At 30.8% G+C, this 15,137-nt stretch carries 15 protein-coding genes and 1 rRNA gene; all 16 read right to left on the minus strand.

What is annotated here, in order from left to right; genetic code table 11:
- A 16S ribosomal RNA gene (locus BUA77_RS10410) occupies positions 1-235 on the minus strand; the annotation flags it as partial.
- 601 nt (positions 236-836) lie between these two features.
- Complete coding sequence (lysS, locus tag BUA77_RS10415) at positions 837-2,327, minus strand: lysine--tRNA ligase (protein ID WP_072889917.1); 1,491 nt, start codon at positions 2,325-2,327, stop codon at positions 837-839.
- Positions 2,328-2,344: 17 nt separating this feature from the next.
- Positions 2,345-2,824 carry a transcription elongation factor GreA gene (gene greA, locus BUA77_RS10420; protein WP_072889919.1) on the minus strand — a complete coding sequence of 160 codons (480 nt, stop codon included), beginning with the start codon at positions 2,822-2,824 and terminating at the stop codon, positions 2,345-2,347.
- Positions 2,825-2,928: 104 nt separating this feature from the next.
- Entirely contained in the window at positions 2,929-3,897 is a 969-nt protein-coding gene (gene dusB / locus BUA77_RS10425) for a tRNA dihydrouridine synthase DusB (protein ID WP_072889921.1), read from the minus strand.
- Between the two features lie 69 nt (positions 3,898-3,966).
- Positions 3,967-4,737, minus strand: coding sequence for a type III pantothenate kinase (locus BUA77_RS10430; protein ID WP_072889922.1), 771 nt, complete (start codon positions 4,735-4,737; stop codon positions 3,967-3,969).
- A gap of 16 nt (positions 4,738-4,753) precedes the next feature.
- On the minus strand, positions 4,754-5,335 hold the full coding sequence (locus tag BUA77_RS10435) for an ECF transporter S component (RefSeq protein ID WP_072889924.1): 582 nt from the start codon (positions 5,333-5,335) through the stop codon (positions 4,754-4,756).
- Between the two features lie 156 nt (positions 5,336-5,491).
- Positions 5,492-6,457, minus strand: a complete 966-nt coding sequence (locus BUA77_RS10440) for a P1 family peptidase (protein ID WP_072889926.1) — start codon at positions 6,455-6,457, stop codon at positions 5,492-5,494.
- A complete protein-coding gene (locus BUA77_RS10445; RefSeq protein ID WP_072889927.1) occupies positions 6,450-7,421 on the minus strand; it encodes a biotin--[acetyl-CoA-carboxylase] ligase in 972 nt (323 codons plus the stop codon). Before BUA77_RS10445 ends, BUA77_RS10440 begins: the two co-directional genes overlap by 8 nt.
- A 152-nt stretch (positions 7,422-7,573) precedes the next feature.
- The gene (locus tag BUA77_RS10450; protein ID WP_084605711.1) at positions 7,574-8,803 is read right to left on the minus strand and encodes a sodium ion-translocating decarboxylase subunit beta; all 1,230 of its coding nucleotides are present in this window, start codon (positions 8,801-8,803) and stop codon (positions 7,574-7,576) included.
- A gap of 15 nt (positions 8,804-8,818) precedes the next feature.
- Positions 8,819-9,217, minus strand: a complete 399-nt coding sequence (locus tag BUA77_RS10455; RefSeq protein WP_330390092.1) for a biotin/lipoyl-containing protein — start codon at positions 9,215-9,217, stop codon at positions 8,819-8,821.
- 23 nt (positions 9,218-9,240) lie between these two features.
- The gene (locus BUA77_RS10460) at positions 9,241-9,642 is read right to left on the minus strand and encodes an OadG family protein (RefSeq protein WP_072889930.1); all 402 of its coding nucleotides are present in this window, start codon (positions 9,640-9,642) and stop codon (positions 9,241-9,243) included.
- An 18-nt stretch (positions 9,643-9,660) separates the two neighbouring features.
- Positions 9,661-11,208, minus strand: a complete 1,548-nt coding sequence (gene mmdA / locus BUA77_RS10465; protein ID WP_072889938.1) for a methylmalonyl-CoA decarboxylase subunit alpha — start codon at positions 11,206-11,208, stop codon at positions 9,661-9,663.
- Positions 11,209-11,284: 76 nt separating this feature from the next.
- Positions 11,285-11,695, minus strand: a complete 411-nt coding sequence (mce, locus tag BUA77_RS10470) for a methylmalonyl-CoA epimerase (protein WP_072889940.1) — start codon at positions 11,693-11,695, stop codon at positions 11,285-11,287.
- A 19-nt stretch (positions 11,696-11,714) separates the two neighbouring features.
- The gene (meaB, locus tag BUA77_RS10475; protein WP_072889942.1) at positions 11,715-12,650 is read right to left on the minus strand and encodes a methylmalonyl Co-A mutase-associated GTPase MeaB; all 936 of its coding nucleotides are present in this window, start codon (positions 12,648-12,650) and stop codon (positions 11,715-11,717) included.
- 15 nt (positions 12,651-12,665) lie between these two features.
- The gene (locus tag BUA77_RS10480; protein ID WP_072889944.1) at positions 12,666-13,070 is read right to left on the minus strand and encodes a cobalamin B12-binding domain-containing protein; all 405 of its coding nucleotides are present in this window, start codon (positions 13,068-13,070) and stop codon (positions 12,666-12,668) included.
- A gap of 20 nt (positions 13,071-13,090) precedes the next feature.
- On the minus strand, positions 13,091-14,767 hold the full coding sequence (locus BUA77_RS10485; protein WP_072889946.1) for an acyl-CoA mutase large subunit family protein: 1,677 nt from the start codon (positions 14,765-14,767) through the stop codon (positions 13,091-13,093).
- Between the last annotated feature and the right edge of the window lie 370 nt (positions 14,768-15,137).

Genomic DNA, 15,137 nt, shown 5'->3' on the forward strand with positions numbered 1-15,137 from the left:
CGGGTCCATCCTATACCGCTAACGCTTTGACTAAAATAAGATGCCTTATCTTAGTATTATCTTGTATTAGCATACCTTTCGGTATGTTATCCATGTGTATAGGGCAGGTTACCCACGCGTTACTCACCCGTCCGCCGCTAGGATCAAAGAGCAAGCTCTTATCTCCTCGCTCGACTTGCATGTGTTAGGCACGCCGCCAGCGTTCATCCTGAGCCAGGATCAAACTCTCAAAATAAACTTCGTTTATATCGCCAACGAAATCAAAGATTTCCGTTGCTCAAAATAAACTTCATCGGCTTCATGTTTTATATCCAGAATCACATGGTGTGATTCATTATGACCTACTGTTTAATTTTCAAAGTTCATATCTAAGTTGTCCTTTTTCCTGAGGACAAATAATAATATATCACCATTCATGTATAAAGTCAATACTTTTTTCAAAAAATTATTTTGCTATTTTATTTATATAGTTTGTTTGAGAACTATATTCTGCTTTACGAGCTCTTTTAGTAATTGTTTTTGCTCTTCTAACAGATTTTTTGGGTTTTAAATCCGATAGGGCATTCATATAGAAAAAAAACATTACTTGAGACACCAAGGCAACAATACATATTAAAGCAATCCAGTTTATCAACATTTCAATTATATCCCTCTCTTTATAAGTTTTATTCAATCACTAAATTATATTATATAAAATCCTATTTGTGGTATATTCTATATTTTAACACACTTTCCTGTTTTTATTTATACACAAATTATTACAATTATCATCATTTTCTGCAAATAAGAAAAAATACCCAGGCTTTATTTTAGCCTGGGTATGACTTTTGTATTAACTAATCTTGTTTTTTATCTCCTATAGGCTTCATAGTAGGGAATAGTATTACATCCCTTATTGAAGACGAATTAGTTAACAGCATCATTACTCTATCTATACCGATTCCTAATCCTCCTGTTGGAGGTAATCCTACTTCTAAAGCATTTAAAAAATCTTCATCAAGCATATGAGCTTCATCATCACCAAGCTCTCTTTGTCTTAATTGGTCCATAAATCTACCTCTTTGGTCTATAGGATCATTAAGTTCAGAGAAAGCATTAGCTATTTCCCATCTGTTTACAAAAGCTTCAAATCTGTTTGTTATTGCTGGATTTTCTGGATTACGTTTTGCAAGAGGTGAAACCTCAACTGGATGGTGTGTTATAAATGTAGGTTGAATTAAATGTTCTTCTGCATATTCTTCAAATAAATCATTTATAACTTGCCCTCTAGTCATTTCAGGTTTTATTTCTATTCCTTTTTGTTTTGCTATTTCTATTGCTTCTTCATCTGTCTTAATCTCATCAAAATCTACGCCAGCATATTTCTTAACAGCCTCTTGCATACTCATTCTATTCCATGGCGGAGTTAAGTCTATTTCTGTTCCTTGATAATTTATTTTAGTAGTACCAAGAGCCTTTTGTGCTGCATAAGCTACTATTTCTTCTGTTATTCTCATCATATCTTCATAATCAGCATAAGCTTGATATAATTCTATAGCAGTATATTCTGGGTTATGCTTTATAGACATACCTTCATTTCTAAACATTCTTCCCATTTCATATACTTTTTCAAATCCACCAACTATTAGTCTTTTTAAATATAATTCATTAGCTATTCTTAAGTACATATCTATATCTAAAGTATTATGATGAGTTATAAACGGTCTTGCAGATGCTCCTCCTGCTATTGTATTAAGTATCGGAGTATCTACTTCTAAAAATCCTCTATCATCTAAATACTCTTTGATCGCTTTTATAGCTTTATTTCTAGTTAAAAAGGCTTCTTTTACCTCTGGATTTACTATTAAATCTACATATCTTTGTCTATATCTCAAATCAAGGTCTTTAAGGCCATGGAATTTTTCTGGAAGTATTTGAAGAGACTTACTTAAAAGAGTTACTTCGTTAGCTTTTACAGATATTTCCCCTCTTTTAGTTTGAAAAACTTCTCCCTTTATTCCAACAATATCTCCTATGTCATATGTAACAAATAAATCGTAATCTTCTTCTCCTATTCTATCCTTTCTAACATAAGACTGTATTCTTCCTTCTTGATCTTGTACATCAATAAATCCTGCTTTACCTTGTATTCTTTTGCTCATTATACGTCCAGCAATTGAAACTTCTTTTCCTTCTAATTCTTCAAATTTATCTTTTATATCTTTACTATGATGTGTTAAATCATATTTTTCTATTTTAAATGGATCTTTTCCCATTTCTTGAAGTTTTGCTAATTTTTCTCTTCTTACTTTTAACATTTCATTGAGACTTAGTTCTTCAGTATTCATTTTATTTACCTCCAAAATTATCTTCTTATTTCAAGAATTTTAAATTTAGCTATTCCATCTGGAACCTGAACTTCTACTGTTTCTCCTACTTTTCTTCCTAAAAGAGCTTTTCCTACAGGTGATTCATTTGAGATTTTAAATTCATAAGGGTCTGCCTCTGCTGAACCTACTATTGTATATTCTACTTCTTCATCAAAATCCAAATCATTTACTTTAACAATGGATCCTATAGTTACAACACTTAAATCTACTTGACTTTCATCAATAATAACTGCTTTTCTAAGCATATTCTCAAGCTTTAGTATTCTTTCTTCAAGTTGTGCTTGCTCATTTTTTGCTTCATCATACTCTGAGTTTTCAGATATATCTCCAAAAGATATAGCTACTTTTATTCTCTCAGCTACTTCTTTTCTTCTAACAGTTTTCAAAAACTCTAACTCATCTTCTATCTTTTTATAACCTTCTTCCGTTAGTAAAACCTCTTTATTTTGGTCCATAGCCCCTACATCTCCTTTTTATTAAATTTATATCTTTAATATAATTTAAATTTATATCAAACATTATTTTACCAGTTGCGCAATATTATAAATTACTATTTTTTCTATGTCAAGGATTGTTCTAGATAAGATTTCAATTTGTTAACAACTTCTTCATAGCTTTCAAGTCTATTTATTTCATCTCTTACTTTTGCAGATCCTTTAAGTCCTTTTAAATACCAACCTAAATGTTTCCTCATCTCTCTTATAGCTACATATTCTCCCTTTTCTTCAACTGCCATATTTAGATGTCTTATTGCTGTATTTATTTTTTCTTCTAATGTAGGTAAAGGTAAAATTTTACCTGTTTTAATATAATGAGCAACCCTTTTAAATATCCAAGGATTTCCTTGAGCTCCTCTTCCAATCATAACAGCATCACAATTTGTATGATTTATCATTCTTACTGCATCCTCTACTTCAAATATATCTCCATTTCCTATAACAGGTATAGATACAGCTTTTTTAACCTTTGCTATTATATCCCAATCAGCTGTTCCAGAATAATACTGCTCTCTAGTTCTTCCATGAACTGCAATACAGCTTATTCCTGCATCTTCTGCAATTTTTGCTATTTCTACAGCATTTACATTATTTTCATCCCAACCTTTTCTAATTTTTAATGTTACAGGCTTTACTGAGTTTTTTACCACTTCTTTTAATATATTATGGGCAAGCTTTGGGTTTTTCATAAGCGCTGATCCATCCCCATTTTTTACTATCTTTGGAGCAGGACACCCCATATTTATATCTAATATTTCATTAGGATATTCATTTAAAATATATGCAGCTTTTCCCATAAATTGAACTTCAGATCCAAATATTTGCACATTAACAGGATGCTCTTTTTTATCTATTTTTAACATGGATTTAGTATTTTCATCATCATAACAAAGTGCTTTTGCATTTATCATTTCAGTATATAAAAGCCCACAATTCATTTCTTTGCACAATATTCTAAAAGGAAGATCAGTAACCCCCGCCATGGGAGCTAAAAACACTTCATTTTCTATATATACACTTCCTATTTTCACATTATCACCTTCCAACCTGTATTAATGCAAAAGGAATTGGATTTTATTAAAAACCCAATTCCTTTTTATTTATTCCCTATTTCTATCGTATATTATTCTTAGTCCATCTAAAGTTAAAAATTTATCCACATAATCTATACTTTTAGATTCTGATGCTATTAAATTAGCTAATCCTCCTGTTGCTACAACCTTAGTATCTTTGTTTTTAAGTTCACTTTTCATCATATCTACTATATTGTCAACAAGCCCTGCATATCCGTATATTATACCAGATTGCATAGAAGAAACTGTATTTTTACATATTGCCATTCCAGGCTTTGTCAGCTCTACTCTAGGAAGCTTAGATGCTTTTTGAAACAAAGCCTCACTAGAAATCTTAATTCCCGGAGAAATAGTTCCTCCTAAATATTCTCCTTTTTCAGATAACGCACAAAATGTTGTAGCCGTTCCAAAATCAACCAATATAAGAGGAGCCCCATATTTTTCATATCCTGCAACTGCATTTACTATCCTATCTGCTCCTACTTGCTTTGGATTATCATATTTAATATTCATACCTGTTTTTATACCAGGTCCTACTACCAAAGGTTCCCTTTTGCAATATTTTCTAGAAAAATTTTCAAGAGAATGCATTACATTAGGAACTACAGAAGAAATTATAACATCTTTTACATTTTTGATATTTAATTCTTCATATTTAAAAAGATCATTTATTAACATTCCATATTCATCAGATGTTTTATCTTTATCTGTACTAATTCTCCAATGATTTATTAGATTTTTTCCTTCATAAACCCCTAGTACTGTATTTGTATTTCCTACATCAAATACAAGCAACATAGTTTAACCTTCTTTCTTATTTTTTTATCAACTTAAGTCCTCTCATAACTCCTGTAACTATTAAAATAGCAACTATTATTTCCGGTATTCCATTTGTTATTCCAATTCCTAATATTATTTTTCCTACTGAATTTATATCTGCACCTATAGCTTCAACAAATTTAACTCCATATAATAAATAAATCATAGAAAGCACTCCTATTGTATTAGTAAGTGTTCCAATAGCTCCTGTTAAAGCTACAGATATAGTTTCATTTTTAATTATATTTTTAATTCCTGAGTATGCATAATAAGATACTAAACCTATTAATATTCTTGGAACTATAGAAACTAGAGGATTCCAAAACACAAAAGATACTGGAGTTGGACTTGTTATACTCTGAATCAAACTAAATATACCAAATATAAGTCCTATAGCAGCCCCAACCAATGGTCCTTCAAGTATAGCTCCAATAATAACTGGTATATGCATTATGGTAGCCTTAGTTGGCCCAATAGGAATAAACCCAAGTGGTGTCATACCCAGTACTATAGAAATAGCTCCAAGCATTCCTATAACAGTCATTTTTTTTGTAGATAAACTTCTCGTAGCAATCATTTTACGCACCTCCGTTCCAGCTCTTTACGATGCCAGACTTTTTTATTTTTTATTCTCTTGAAAATAGTCAAGCTCCAAATGGATGCTAGCTACAACTATTTAATTTTATCAATATTGTATACAAGTTTCAATATGTATTAAAATTTTTAAATAAATTTATTTAAATCGTAATATATCTTTATAAGAAGGTATATTACATATACCTTGGGCATTTTTTACTCCATTTATTATACTTTTCTCCATTGCTTCAGTAGCTAAAGTTCCTACTATATTTATATCAGCTTCTACTTCTCCTGTGGCTAAAGTAAATATTGTATCTCCATCAAACATTGTATGTATAGGACTAATTGCTCTTGCATATCCATCATGTGCCATTTGAGAAATTTTAGTGCATTCATTTTTATTTAATTTTGCATTTGTAACTATAGCACCTATTGTCGTATTTTGAATGGAAAAATCTCTATAGTCTGATCCTTTTTTCATAGCCTCACATGTATTTATAAATCCTTTTCTATTATCATCAAGTGCTCCAGCAATTATTTTTCCATTCTCATATACATCCCCAAATGGATTCACTGCAACAATGGCACCAACCACAAGTCCATTATCAAGATATATTGAATAACTTCCTATTCCACCTTTCATTGAATAATCAATACCTTTAAACTTTCCAACTGTAGCTCCACACCCTGCTCCATAATTTCCTTGTTCTAACATCTCACTTGAAGCTAGTTCACAAGCTTTATATCCCATGTTAAAATCAGGTCTTATTTTGTAATCTCCAACATGTAAATCGAATAGAACAGCACCTACTACTATAGGAACTTTGGTAACTCCAACATCAAACCCTATATCTCTTTCTTCTAAATATTTCATTACTCCACATGTAGATTCAAGACCAAATGCAGATCCTCCAGATAATACTATAGCATGAGCTTTATCGACTAAATTAATTGGATTTAAAAGATCTGTTTCTCTAGTACCAGGTGCAGAACCTCTTACATCTACTCCACAAGTTCCTCCTTCTTCACATATTATAACAGTGCAGCCAGTTAATCCTTTTTTATCTTCAACTTGTCCTACTTTTATTCCTTTTACATCTAGTATATTATTCTTAAACATAGTCTTTATCCCCTCTTATAGATACTTCTCCTGATATTAATTCTTCTTTTATATTATTATTAATTATTACAAGATTTCCCTCTTCAGTTATATCAACACATTTTGCTTTTCTTTTTTCTTCTCCTTTTAATATATAGATATTTTTACCTATTACAGCTGAATTTTCTCTACATATTTTAATACATTCAGACTTATCTTTATCTTGAATATATTTTAAATACAAATGTTCAAATTCTTCAATTATTGATTTTAATATATCTATTCTTTTTAGATTATGTCCTTCTTTTTTTATAGATGTTGCTAACTCCTTTACATTCTCAGGAAAATCTATTGTTTTTACATTCATTCCCATTCCAACTACAATATAATTTATTCTATCTATCTCAGCACCTAATTCTGTTAATATTCCACTTACTTTTTTATTATTTATTATAATATCGTTTGGCCATTTTATTAAAGAATTAACCCCAAGCTTTTTAAGTCCACTTACAATACTAGCTCCTGCTATTTGGGTTATAAATGGAGCCTCATGAGGATATATATTTGGTTTTAATATTATACTCATCCATATTCCATCGCCTTTAATAGAGTGCCAGTATCTTCCCATTCTTCCTCTTCCCTTTGTTTGCTCTTCTGATATTATAATTGTACCTTCTTTAGCATTTTTAGCTATTTCTTTAGCATAATCATTAGTTGAACCTATAGTATCACAATATATTACTTCTTTACCTAATAAATTTGTATTTAAGTTATATTTAACTATTTCTGTTGTTAATAAATCTGGACATTTCACAATTTTATATCCTTTTTTAGTTACAGATTCTATTTCATATCCCTGTTGTTTTATATTTTTTATATGCTTCCATACTGCACTTCTAGTTATACCTAATCTTTCAGATATTTCTTCTCCTGATACAAATTCTTTATTTTTATCTAAAAGAATATTTAATATTTTTTCCCTCATTACTATCCCTCTTTTCAAATTTAAACTTTTCATAAAAACTATATCAAAATAGCGGAAATGAAAAAAGCCCCTATATTATTTTGTATATTTTAAAATTATATTTTTGAAATAAAAATGAGTTGTGATATTTTTACACAACTCATTTTTTATTATTATCCAAATAAACTAAGAAGTACACCTGCTGCAACAGCTGAGCCTATAACTCCAGAAACATTCGGTCCCATGGCATGCATCAAAAGAAAGTTACTTGGATTTTCTTCTTGTCCTACTTTATTAGCAACCCTAGCCGCCATAGGTACTGCTGAAACTCCAGCTGCTCCTATAAGAGGATTAATTGGTTTTTTAAGGAATTTATTTAATAGTTTAGCAAGAAGTACCCCAGATGCAGTTCCTATACCAAATGCAATTACTCCAAGCGCAAATATTTTTATAGTTTCCCAAACTAAAAAGTTCTCTCCTTTGGCGGTTGCACCTACGCTTAATCCTAAAAATATTGTCACTATATTTATAAGCTCATTAGTAGCTGTCTTTGAAAGTCTATCTGTTACTCCACATTCTCTAAATAAGTTACCAAGCATAAGCATGCCTATTAATGTAGCTGCTGGAGGTAGTATTAAAGAAACAAGTATTGTAACAAGTATAGGGAATATTATCTTTTCTTTTTTTGAAACCGGTCTAAGTTGTTCCATTTGTATTTCTCTTTCTTCTTTTGTTGTTAAAACTTTCATTATAGGAGGCTGAATTATAGGAACTAATGCCATATAAGAATAAGCCGCAACAGCAATAGGGCCAAGTAACTCTGGCTTTAATTTTGTAGCAAGAAATATTGCGGTTGGTCCATCTGCTCCCCCTATTATTCCAATAGATGAAGCTGCTTGTGCATCAAACCCTAAAATTATAGCCCCTATAAAAGTGAAAAATATTCCAAATTGTGCAGCAGCTCCTAAAAGCAAGCTTTTAGGATTTGCAATAAGTGGTCCAAAATCAGTCATAGCTCCTACCCCCATAAAAATAAGGGGAGGGAATATTCCTAGTTCGTCTCCTTTAAATAAGTAATTAAGAAGTCCACCTGGAAACTTAGTTATAAAATCTACATTAAATATTCCTTGTTGAGCCTTAATTGCCATCTCTTGATTCTCTATAGCATGAAATTTAATTAAAGTTTCTGGTTCTGCCATTAGACCTGCTAAAGGAAGATTTGTAAGAATCATACCAAATGCTATAGGAACTAATAAAAGGGGCTCAAATCCTTTAGATATAGCTAAATATAATAGTATACATGCAATTAATATCATTACTACCTGCTGCCAATAATCTCCCCAGTTTACAATTATATTGTAAATACCCGTACTTTGTACGAAATTAAATATAATATCTCCCATAGGTAATCCCCCTTCTTATTTTAAAACAACAATCACATCTCCTGCATTTACAGATGATCCTTTATTAATATTTATAGATTCTACAATCCCATCAAAAGGAGCCATTATTTCATTTTCCATTTTCATAGCTTCAAGTATTACTAATACCTGACCTTTCTTAACTTTATCTCCCTTATTTATTTTTATATCATTTATAGTTCCAGGCATAGGAGCTTTTATAGAATTTTCTCCTTGTGAAGCTAATTGATTATTATTTACAGAAGGTTTTATTTCTTGATTTAAAGTATTATTAATTTTTTTAGGTTCTATTTTTAAAGAAGGAGATTCTTTCTTGTTTTGTATATTTTCTTTTATTTCCTCAACTTCCACCTCATAATTAATCCCATTAACCTTGACATTAAATTTTTTTATCATATTAAATTCCTCCCAATAAACTCTTACTTACTTAAAAAATTAACTCTATTCATTTGCTCTATTCTACCAGTTTTGCTCCAATCACTTTCCTTGTCCTTTACTCTAACTATATTTCTAACTATTATATTATTTGTAGTAGTTCCCAATGATGATGCTACAGCAGCACTTATTACTGCTATTAATTCTTTATCATCCTGAGTTTTATTTTCTTTTTTTTCTATTACTTTCGTTTCTTCATTTCCTTTTTTCTTTTTACCACTTATTAATCTATTCATTATATTTAACGAAAAAGATATAATAATTAAAACTACAAACACAATAATCATAGATATTACAGTTACTACTAAGCTTCCTATAATTTTTTGTGAATCCGTTAATGTATATATATCATTTTTCATAATCTCAATTAAATTAGATAAATTCATTTTATCACCTTCTTATTTTTACAGTGGAATATTTCCATGCTTTTTAGGAGGTCTGTTTTCTCTTTTAGACCTTAAGACATCAAAAGCGTCACAAAGCCTAATCCTAGTTAGTGATGGTTCTATAACATCGTCTACAAATCCTCTCTCAGCTGCTTTATAAGGAGTTGCAAATTCATCTTTATACTCTTTTATTTTCATTTGTCTTCCCTCTTGAGGATTATCTGCTTCTTTTATTTCTTTTCTAAAAATAATATTAGCTGCTCCTTCAGGTCCCATAACAGCAATTTCAGCACTAGGCCATGCATATACCAAATCTGCTCCCATATCCTTAGAGCACATAGCAAGATATGATCCTCCATAAGCCTTTCTAACTATTATAGTAACTTTTGGAACTGTTGCCTCACTATAAGCATAAAGCATTTTAGCTCCATGTCTTATAATTCCTCCATATTCTTGAGCTATACCTGGTAAAAATCCCGGAACATCTACAAAATTTAAAATAGGAACATTAAAAGCATCACAAATTCTAATAAATCTAGAAGCTTTATCTGCTGCATTTATATCTAAGCAGCCTGCCATATATGTAGGTTGATTTCCAATAATTCCAACAGATTCACCATTTATTCTTGCAAATCCTGTTATTATATTTTGCGCAAAATAAGGCTGTACTTCAAAAAAGTCTTCATTGTCCACTACATATCTTATTATTTTTTTCATATCATAAGGCTTATTAGAGTTTTCTGGAATTATAAAGTTTAGATTATCAATTATTCTATTAGGATCATCTCCAGTTTCTAACACTGGAGTTTTTTCCATATTATTAGAAGGTAAAAAACTTAAAAGCTTTCTAATATCTAAAACACACTGTTCATCATTTGATGATATAAAATGAGCAACTCCAGATGTAGTATTATGAGTCATAGCTCCACCTAATCTTTCTGCGCTAACGTCTTCTCCTGTAACGGTTTTTATAACTTGAGGTCCTGTAATAAACATTTGGCTTGTTTTATCAACCATAAATATAAAATCAGTCAATGCCGGTGAATAAACTGCTCCTCCTGCACAAGGTCCCATTATAGCAGATATTTGAGGTATAACTCCTGAAGCTATAGTATTTTTATAAAAAACTCTTCCATATCCAGATAAAGCGTCTACCCCTTCTTGAATTCTTGCTCCACCTGAATCATTTAGTCCAATAATAGGTGCTCCCATTTTAAGTGCAAGGTCAACTACTTTTTCTATTTTTTTAGCATGCATTTCTCCAAGAGATCCACCTAGAACAGTAAAGTCTTGAGCAAATGCATAAACAAGTCTTCCATCAACCTTTCCATATCCAGTTACAACACCTTCTCCTGGAGCATCTACTTTATCCATTCCAAAATTTGTACATCTATGTTTTACAAAAGCATCAAGTTCAACAAAGCTTGCTTCATCAAATAATATATTAAGCCTTTCCCTTGCAGTTAGCTTTCCTGATTTATGTTGCTTTTGTATTCTTTTTTCTCCTCCACCTAATTCTATCTTCTTTCTTTTTTCACGAAGAACCTCTAACTTTTCTAAAGACATTATTGCACCCCCTAAATATATAAGTTAGTTTTGACAATTAAAATCTTGTGCTTAATTTTAAGCACAAGATTTTAATCTACTTTCTTTCACTTAATTCTAATAATATTCCATGAGTGCTTTTTGGATGACAAAATGCTATTTTAGCTCCACCAGCTCCATATCTTGGCTTTTCATCTATCATCCTATATCCCTTTAATTTTACTTCTTCTATTGCTTCTTCTATATTGTCAACTCTAACAGCAATATGTTGTATTCCATTTCTTCCACCATTTTTTTCAATAAATTTTGCTATAGGGCCATCTTCTGAAGTTGATTCTAATAGCTCTATTTCTGTATCTCCAACTGGTAAAAATGCTACTTTTACCTTTTGATCTTCTACAACCTCAGTACCTTCGCATTTTATTCCTAAAACATCTTCATAGAATTTTAAAGTTTCTCCAAGATTGCTAACTGCTATGCCTATATGATCAACTTTACTAATATTCACTTTAATATCTCCTCTCTAATTAATCTTTTATTATTTTCTTTAATATATTTTCACTTACTGTATATGGATCAAATTCTCTGCTTAATGTTTTCATTATCATATCTTCTATCTCTTTTTCACTTTCTATATTTTGAATTTTATTTTCTATTTTTCTATGTATTATCTCTTTTATTTCAGATTTATTTCTTTGTAGTATCTTTTCTGTTAGCTTTCCACTTTTCTCTTGATACGCTTTATGTTTTATAATATTTTCTAGAACTTCATCTATTCCTTTACCTTCACTTGAAATCGCCATGGAAACTAAAGGTCTAAACTCCCAATCCTTTTTAAAGTCAAGCATCATCTCTATCTCAATTAAAGTTCTTTTAGCTCCATCTTTATCACTTTTATTTATAATAAATACATCTCCAATTTCCATTACGCCAGCTTTTATAGCCTGTATATCATCTCCAAGTCCAGGAACCATGACCATAACCGTAGTATCAGCAGTTTTTACTATATCTACTTCAGATTGACCTACACCTACAGTTTCAACAAATATATAATCACAACCATAAGCATCCATAACTTTTATAGCTCCATAAGTAGCCTTCGAAAGTCCTCCAAGATATCCTCTAGTACCCATAGATCGTATAAATACATCTGGATCTAAATTCAAATCACTCATTCTTATCCTATCTCCAAGTATAGCTCCTTTAGTAAAAGGGCTAGTTGGATCTATAGCTATGATTCCAATTTTTTTATTTTTTTCTCTAAGTTTTTTTGCTAATTTATCTGTTAAGGTTGATTTTCCTGCTCCAGGAGGTCCTGTTATTCCTATTACATAGGCTCCTTTTGTATTTTTATGTACCTCTTTTAGTAAATCTAAATAGCCTGTACTTTCATTTTCTATAATTGAAATAAGTCTTGCACACGCTCTTTTATTTCCTTCTACTAATTTCTTAATAAGATTCATATTTTCACAGCCTTACTAAGCAATTTCTCTTTTTATGTTTTCTTTTATGAAATCAATTGTTACATTAGTAGGAGTTCCAGGAGTAAATATTTCTGCTACTCCTTTTTCTTTCAAATATGGTATATCTTCATCAGGAATAACCCCTCCACCTATTACAAGAATCTCATCATATACCTCTTCCTCCTTTAAAAGCTGAACTACTTTAGGAAGAAGGTGATTATGAGCTCCAGATAATATGCTCATAGCAACAACATCAACATCTTCTTGAATTGCTGTTTGAACTATTTGTTCTGGAGTTTGTCTAAGTCCTGTATATATAACCTCCATACCTGCATCTCTAAGAGCTCTTGCAATAACTTTTGCTCCTCTATCATGTCCATCAAGTCCAGGCTTTGCAACTAATACTCTTATAGGTCTCATGTAAATTCCTCCCTTTTATATTAAAGAATTACGCTTTGTTTATATTCACCAAACTCTTTTCTCATAACACCACATATCTCTCCTAAAGTTGCATATGCTTTAACTGAATCTAAAATATAAGGCATTAAATTTTCATCTTCTTGACAAGCCTTTCTAAGTAATTCTAGCTTTTCTTTGACAAGATTATTGTCTCTTCTTTCTTTTAATTCTTTTAATTTTTCTTTTTTCTTTTCCCCTACAGAAGGATCAACCCTTAAAAGATCTTTTGGAGCATTCTCTTCTATCTTAAACTTATTCATACCAACTATTATTCTATCTCCACTCTCTACTTCTTTTTGATATCTATATGAACTTTCCATTATTTCCTGTTGCATATATCCTTTATCTATAGCTGATGGAGAACCTCCTAACTCATCTATTTTATCTATTATTTTCATAGCCTCTTCTTCTATTTTATTAGTCAAACTTTCAACATAATAAGAACCAGCAAGAGGGTCTATAGTGTCTGCTACGCCACTTTCATAAGCTACTATTTGTTGAGTTCTAAGTGCTGTTCTAACTGAATCTTCTGTTGGAAGAGCTAATGCTTCGTCTTTAGAGTTAGTGTGAAGAGATTGAGTCCCACCTAAAACTGCTGCAAGAGTTTGTATTGCAACACGAACAATATTGTTTTCAGGCTGTTGAGCTGTCAAAGTAGAACCACCTGTTTGAGTATGAAATTTAAGCATTAATGATTTTGGATTTTTAGCCTTAAATCTATCCTTCATTATCTTAGCCCAAAGTCTTCTTGCAGCTCTAAACTTTCCTATTTCCTCAAATAAATCATTATGAGCATTAAAGAAAAATGATAGCCTTGGTGCAAAATCATCAACATTAAGTCCAGCATCTATAGCTGCATTTACATAAGCAATTCCATTAGCTAAAGTAAAAGCTACTTCTTGAACGGCAGTAGATCCTGCCTCTCTTATGTGGTAACCTGATATACTAATTGTATTCCACTTTGGAACATTTTTAGAACAATATTCAAATATATTAGTTATTAATCTCATTGAAGGCTTTGTAGGAAATATATATGTACCTCTTGCAACATACTCTTTAAGTATATCATTTTGAATGGTTCCTCTAAGTTTATCTATAGAGACTCCTTGTTTTTGTGCAACTGCTATATACATTGCTAAAAGTACAGCTGCCGGAGCATTTATAGTCATAGATGTAGAAACTTTATCTAAAGGTATTCCCTCAAATAATATTTCCATATCTTCAAGAGAATCTATTGCAACTCCAACCTTTCCAACTTCTCCTTCTGATATAGGATCATCTGAATCGTAACCCATTTGAGTAGGTAAATCAAAAGCAACAGACAACCCCATTGACCCTTGTTCAATTAAGTACTTATATCTTTTATTTGATTCTTCTGCAGTTGCAAAGCCCGCATACATTCTCATAGTCCAAAGTTTTCCTCTATACATTGTAGGTTGTACTCCTCTAGTAAAAGGATACTGACCAGGAAAACCTATATTTTCTTCATAATTTAATTCTCTTATATCTAAAGGTGTATAAAGCCTTTTTATTTCTTCATTAGATCCAGATAAAAACTTTTCTTTTCTTTCAGAAAATCTAGATAATACTTTTTCTAATTTTTCTTTTTCCCATTGTTTTAATTTATCTTGTAGCTTTTCATTGTCATTGTAACTCATTAATCACTCCCCCTTATATTAAATTATGAAATTTTTTGAATTTAAAATTTCATAATTGTTTTATATGAAGTTTTAATTGCATACATATGATAATTTCTACATTTTTAAACCGAATCCTTTTTATTTTGTTATAATATTTGAACTTTTTAAATAATTTAGATGTATCTATGATGTCCAACCAATAAAAACCATTATAATATTATTAAATAATATAAATTAATATGATAAAAAAATTCGCTTCATGCTATCGCATGGCTCATGTCGCCAACGAGTCCTAACGGACTCCGTTGCTCAAAATAGTTGATACTTTTATTCAGTTACCAAAGTTATCAACAGTTTAAAAAATTTATAGTTTCCTATAGAATAAAAA

The sequence above is a fragment of the Tepidibacter formicigenes DSM 15518 genome (genome assembly GCF_900142235.1).
In the GTDB taxonomy this organism is placed as follows: domain Bacteria; phylum Bacillota; class Clostridia; order Peptostreptococcales; family Peptostreptococcaceae; genus Tepidibacter; species Tepidibacter formicigenes.